We start from the raw sequence: 5,389 nt of genomic DNA on the forward strand, positions 1-5,389 counted from the left end.
TTGCCGTAAGCTTCCTTCAGATTCCGCCTCGCGGCGGACACCCTTGCTTTTGGCTAACGGTAGGCGTTCGCCAGCCCCCGTTCGGGACTTTCACCCTAGAGATGACGCCCATGCTGGGCGTACACGAAAAGCGACGGCGCCAAGCGCGCCATCGCTTCTTTATACGTGCTATGCCATTGCGGGGTTGCCTCTCTTACATGACCTTGGCTTGTCCGGAGTAGATGACGCCCATCTCGGCGTACACCGTCACTTCCATGCCGTCATGCAGCTGCTCGAGCGCGTTCGGCACGCCGAGAATGACCGGGATGCCCAGGTTGAGCGCCACGATCGCCGCATGGCTCGTGATGCCGCCTTGCTCGGTAATGACGGCCGCCGCTTTCTGAATCGCCGGCATGTACTCCCGGTCCGTCGTCGACGTGACCAGAATCGTGCCCTCCGTCGTCTTCGCGATCGCTTCCTCCGGCGTGCGGGCCGTGACAACTTTGCCCGTGGCGCTCTGGGTGCCGATGCCTTGGCCCTTCGCCAGCATTTCGCCGATCGTATGGATCTTGATCAGGTTCGTGGAGCCGGAGCGGCCGACCGGCACGCCCGCCGAAATAATGACCGTATCGCCCAGCTTCACGAGGCCGGAATGGATGCCGCCTTGAACGGCGATATCGAACATCTCGTCCGTCGTTTGCGCAGACGTGCCAAGCACCGGAATGACGCCCCAGATGAGAGCCAAGCGGCGCATGACCTGTTCGTTCGGCGTCACCGCGATGACCGGCGATTTCGGACGGTACTTGGAGACCATCCGCGACGTATAGCCGCTTTCCGTCGAAGTGATGATCGCTTTGGCGTTCAAGTCGAGCGCGGTATTCGCGACGGCTTGGCTGATCGCTTCCGTCACGGTCGTCTGCTGCGCTTGCGCCTGCTTCGTGAAGATCTCGCGGAAATCGAGCGCCGACTCCGCGCGCATCGCGATACGGGACATCGTCTGGACGGATTCTACCGGATACTTGCCTGCGGCCGTCTCGCCGGAAAGCATGATCGCGTCGGTGCCGTCGAAGATCGCGTTCGCGACGTCGCTCGCTTCCGCGCGCGTCGGACGAGGGTTGCGCTGCATGGAATCCAGCATTTGCGTCGCCGTGATGACCGGCTTGCCGGCGCGGTTGCACTTCTGGATCATGATCTTCTGGACGAGCGGCACTTCTTCGGCCGGGATTTCCACGCCGAGGTCACCGCGCGCGACCATCAGGCCGTCGGACACTTCCAGAATCTCGTCGAGGTTGTCGACGCCCTGCTGGTTCTCGATTTTGGAGATGATCTGAATATGGCTCGCGTTATGCTTCTCCAGCAGCTCGCGGATTTCGAGCACATCCGTCGCCTTTCGGACGAACGAAGCCGCGATGAAATCGATGCCCTGCTCGATGCCGAACACGATATCGCCCGCGTCCTTCTCCGTGATGCCCGGCAGCGAGATATGTACGCCGGGAACGTTGACGCCTTTCTTGCTCTTGATCGGACCGCTGTTCACGATGCGGCATTTGATCTCCGTGCCCTGCACTTCTTCGACCGTCAGGCCGATCAGGCCGTCGTCGATCAGAATCGTCGAACCGATATGAACGTCGGCCGGCAGGTTGGAATACGTGACCGGAATCCGGTCGCGGTCGCCTAAGATCTCTTCCGTCGTCAGCGTGATCGTCTCGCCTTGGTTCAGCTCGATCGGCTCTTCCTTCAGCTTGCCGAGACGGATCTCGGGGCCTTTGGTATCGAGCAGGATCGCGACGTTCTTGCCCAGCTCGCGGCTGGCTTGGCGGATGTTCTTAATCCGGTTGCCGTGCTCTTCGAAATCGCCGTGCGAGAAATTCAGGCGGGCAACATTCATGCCCGCGTTAATAAGCTTCTTCGTGTTTTCCAGCGATTCGCTGGAAGGGCCGATCGTACATACAATCTTTGTTTTGCGCATGGGTGGGTTCCATCCTCCGTGAATAACGTCTACGAATATTTAGGTGCTAAACTTGCGCGGATTCGGCTTCCGCCGGGGACGCGGGCTCCGGCGCGGGTGCGGCCGGCGCCGGCGTCCGGTAGGCGCCGACTTTCCGAAATTTATTGTAACGGTCCGTAATCAGCTCATCCGGGGTCATGCGGGACAGCTCCGTCAAATGGCGCCATACCGCTTCCTTGATCGTTTCGGATTGCGCCGCCAAATCGCGGTGCGCGCCGCCCTGCGGCTCCTCGATGATCTCCTCGATGATCCCGAAGCCGAGCAGGTCTCCGGCCGTAATTTTCATGACTGCCGCCGCCTCGTCCGCGCGGCCCGCGTCCTTCCACAGAATGGAAGCCGCGCCGTTCGGCGAAATGACGGAATAAATGGCGTTCTCGAGCATCAGCACGCGGTTGCCCACGCCGAGCGCCAGCGCGCCGCCGCTGCCGCCTTCGCCGATGACCACGCAGATGATCGGCACGCCGAACGTGGCCATCTCGCGCAAATTGCGCGCGATCGCCTCGGATTGGCCGCGCTCTTCGGCGGTATTGCCGGGGTAGGCGCCCTTCGTGTCGATGAACGTCACGATCGGACGGCCGAATTTGTTCGCCTGCTGCATGAGGCGCAGCGCCTTGCGGAAGCCTTCCGGGTGCGGACTGCCGAAGAAGCGCGCGATGTTGTCCTTCGTGTCTTTGCCGCGCTGATGGCCGATGACCGTGACCGGCACGCCGTTCAGCTTGGCGAGGCCGCCGACGATCGCCAGATCGTCCGCGAACAGCCGGTCGCCATGCAGCTCGATGAAGTCGGTAAAGATCTCCCCAATGAAGTCCAGCGACGTCGGGCGGCCTTGATGGCGCGCCAGGTGCATCTTCTGGGCGGGCGTCAATTCGTTGTACAGTTCTTCCTGCAGCTGTTTGCAGCGTTCCTCGAGGCGGGCGATTTCATCGCTGAAATCAATGCCCGATTCCTGGCCGAATTTTTTCAGCTCTTCGATTTTCTTTTGCAGTTCATTGAGCGGTTTCTCAAAGGGCAGCTCACCCGCCATGAATCCAATCCCCTTTCTCGGCATGCATATCCAGCAGCTTGGTCAGCAACGGCTTCATTTCCTTGCGGTGCACGACTTTGTCCAGCTGGCCGTGCTGCAGGTTGAATTCCGCGGTCTGGAAGTTGTCCGGCAGCTTCTGGCGGATCGTCTGCTCGATGACGACGCGGCCCGCGAAGCCGACGAGAGCGCCGGGCTCGGCCAAATTAAAGTCGCCGAGCATCGCGAAGCTGGCGGATACGCCGCCGGTCGTCGGGTCCGTCATGACGGAAATGTACAGCCCGCCGTCGCCCTGGAATCTCGCGAGCGCGGCGCTCGTCTTGGCCATCTGCATGAGGCTGAGGATGCTCTCCTGCATCCGGGCGCCGCTCGACGTCGAGAAAATCAGGAGCGGCACTTTTTTCGCGTGGGCTTGTTCGATCGCGCGCGTGATTTTCTCCCCGACGACCGAGCCCATGCTCCCCGCGAAGAAATCGAAGCTCATGAAAGCGGCGACGACCGGCAGTCCGCCGATCGTCCCTTCTCCGGTCACGACCGCGTCGGTCAGGCCGGAGCTTTTCTTTTGCGCTTCCACCTTGGCGGCATAACCGGGAAAACCGAGCGGATCCTCGGAGGAGAGGTCCGCGTCGAACTCCGTCAATCGGCCTTCGTCAAGCGTAATCGCGATCCGTTCCCATGCGCTGAGCCGAAAGTGATGGCCGCAGCTCGGGCAGACCTTCAGGTTCTTCTCGATTTCCTTGCTGAACTGAATGTTGCCGCACTTCGGGCACTTGGACATCAAGCCCTCCGGAATTTCCGGTTTCGTGCGGGGCTGGCCCGAAGGAATCGTGGCGTATTTTTTTTTATGGAATAAGTCCTTGAACACGAGTGACACCTCTTTGGGAGCGCGATAGTTTATCTTTCACGGTGCGCCTGGACGCGGTTGCCGCCTCGGACGGCGTAAGAAACGGTTCGCCTCCGGCAACGCGGCCGGCGCCCGGAAACGCCGAAGCGATGGTTAACGCTGCGAGTTTAAAATGCCGTTCAGCACTTCCTGCACTTCTTCCAGTTCGCCAGATGGGACCAATATTTCGTACTGCTGTTTCGAAACGTTGATCGGTCTTATCTTTACGAGAAACCCTTCCTGGGTCAGCCGGTTTTTGATGCTCTCCGCAATTTTTGCCGTCGGCGCGATATAGATAACCGTCCACATGAAAGGAACCTCCTGAGCCGTTGTTAAAGGGCATCTGTACGCACATGGAGAACCATGGCCGCGATATAAACTCTCGTTATCTGGGCATATGATGTCATAATGATACCATATGTTTAGATTCCATCGCAACGCCGCCCCCCGCTTACCGGCCAATCCTGCCGGAAGTCTCCCATCGCGTGTCAGTTCGTCTGGTCGGCGATTTCGTAGCGCACGGCCTTCGGGTCCTGGTGCGCGATCCGCGCGGAAGCCGCGGCCGCGAGACCGGCGACGAGGTCGTCCAGAAAAACGTGGACGTGCTTGCCTTTCTCGTTCAGCTTGCGGATGATGCCCGGCTTCACCTTGTCGAGGTAGCCGAAGCTCGTAAGGCCGATCATCCCGTAGACGTTCGTGATGCCGAGCGCAAGCGTCTCATCGACGCCGTACAGCGATTCGTCCGCTTCCATGATCGCCTGCAGCGGCTCCGGAAGCAGCTTCCGTTCGGCCAGCTCATCCAGCGCGATTCCCGTAAACAGCACGTACTGCACCTCGCGCTTCCCGAGCACATGCAGGACGCTCTCTTCGCATTCTTGGTAAGTCAGGTCCCTATTATAAGGGCGCTGCAGCGAAAATACGATATCCGCCACGTCGCTGATCGCGACGCCGCGGCGGTTCAGCCATTTTTCCATATTGGACGACATGCTAATCCCCCCGCATCGGCTTGTACGAAACGACCCGTCCAGGCGGCCGGAAGACCCGGTGCGGACGGCGGACGATCCCGCGCAAGCTTCGATAATGCGGAGCCGTCAGTTCTTCTAGCTCCGTGTCTCCTAAATGTATGCGGAGATGCGAAAACATGTGCATGCCGGAACAGGAAAGATTGTCCGCAATCGGACGCGCGTCATTTCACGATGGCGGAGCCCTTGCCGAAGAGCGCTTCGATGCCCGCCAGCAGCTGCTCCGACGGCTTCACGCGGAAAGCGTCGCTGAGCGCCACGGTCCGCCCCTCGCGCTCATAGAACAGCACGGTTTCGAGCGGCCCCGCGCTGCCCGTCAGCAGCGCCTTGAGCCGCTCCAGCGCGCCGGCCTCCTCGCGGCCGGCGGCGATTTTGACATACAGCCGCTGGACGCGCCTCGCCGGCGGAGCGCCGCCGCCGGCATCGCGGCCGGCCGCCGCCGGGCGCGCCTGACCCGCGGCGCCGCCGTTCGCGGC

General features: G+C 61.0%; 6 protein-coding genes. All 6 read right to left on the minus strand.

The features are described 5' to 3' along the window. Positions 1–193 precede the first annotated feature (193 nt). Positions 194–1,948, minus strand: a complete 1,755-nt coding sequence (gene pyk, locus ACFPB1_RS27225) for a pyruvate kinase (protein ID WP_379229353.1) — start codon at positions 1,946–1,948, stop codon at positions 194–196. A 46-nt stretch (positions 1,949–1,994) separates the two neighbouring features. Beyond that, on the minus strand, positions 1,995–3,011 hold the full coding sequence (locus ACFPB1_RS27230; protein ID WP_379229355.1) for an acetyl-CoA carboxylase carboxyltransferase subunit alpha: 1,017 nt from the start codon (positions 3,009–3,011) through the stop codon (positions 1,995–1,997). After that, positions 3,001–3,873 carry an acetyl-CoA carboxylase, carboxyltransferase subunit beta gene (accD, locus tag ACFPB1_RS27235; protein WP_379229356.1) on the minus strand — a complete coding sequence of 291 codons (873 nt, stop codon included), beginning with the start codon at positions 3,871–3,873 and terminating at the stop codon, positions 3,001–3,003. The genes ACFPB1_RS27230 and accD overlap by 11 nt, the downstream gene beginning before the upstream one ends. A 132-nt stretch (positions 3,874–4,005) precedes the next feature. Next, positions 4,006–4,200, minus strand: a complete 195-nt coding sequence (locus ACFPB1_RS27240) for a glutamate decarboxylase (protein WP_379229358.1) — start codon at positions 4,198–4,200, stop codon at positions 4,006–4,008. A 179-nt stretch (positions 4,201–4,379) separates the two neighbouring features. Beyond that, positions 4,380–4,877: a phosphatidylglycerophosphatase A gene (locus tag ACFPB1_RS27245; protein ID WP_379229359.1), complete on the minus strand. Its 498-nt coding sequence runs from the start codon at positions 4,875–4,877 to the stop codon at positions 4,380–4,382. A 200-nt stretch (positions 4,878–5,077) separates the two neighbouring features. Continuing rightward, positions 5,078–5,389, minus strand: a 312-nt coding sequence (locus ACFPB1_RS27250) for a hypothetical protein (protein ID WP_379229360.1), incomplete at its 5' end; no start/stop codon positions are given.

The sequence above is a fragment of the Paenibacillus sp. GCM10023250 genome (assembly GCF_042653205.1).
Lineage (GTDB): Bacteria > Bacillota > Bacilli > Paenibacillales > Paenibacillaceae > Paenibacillus_Z.

What these genes read in the sequence shown, in the direction of transcription:
- pyk (WP_379229353.1), bottom strand. Translation starts at nt 1,948, where the DNA reads ATGCGCAAAACAAAGATTGTATGTACGATCGGCCCTTCCAGCGAATCG.
- ACFPB1_RS27230 (WP_379229355.1), bottom strand. Translation starts at nt 3,011, where the DNA reads ATGGCGGGTGAGCTGCCCTTTGAGAAACCGCTCAATGAACTGCAAAAG.
- ACFPB1_RS27240 (WP_379229358.1), bottom strand. Translation starts at nt 4,200, where the DNA reads ATGTGGACGGTTATCTATATCGCGCCGACGGCAAAAATTGCGGAGAGC.
- ACFPB1_RS27245 (WP_379229359.1), bottom strand. Translation starts at nt 4,877, where the DNA reads ATGTCGTCCAATATGGAAAAATGGCTGAACCGCCGCGGCGTCGCGATC.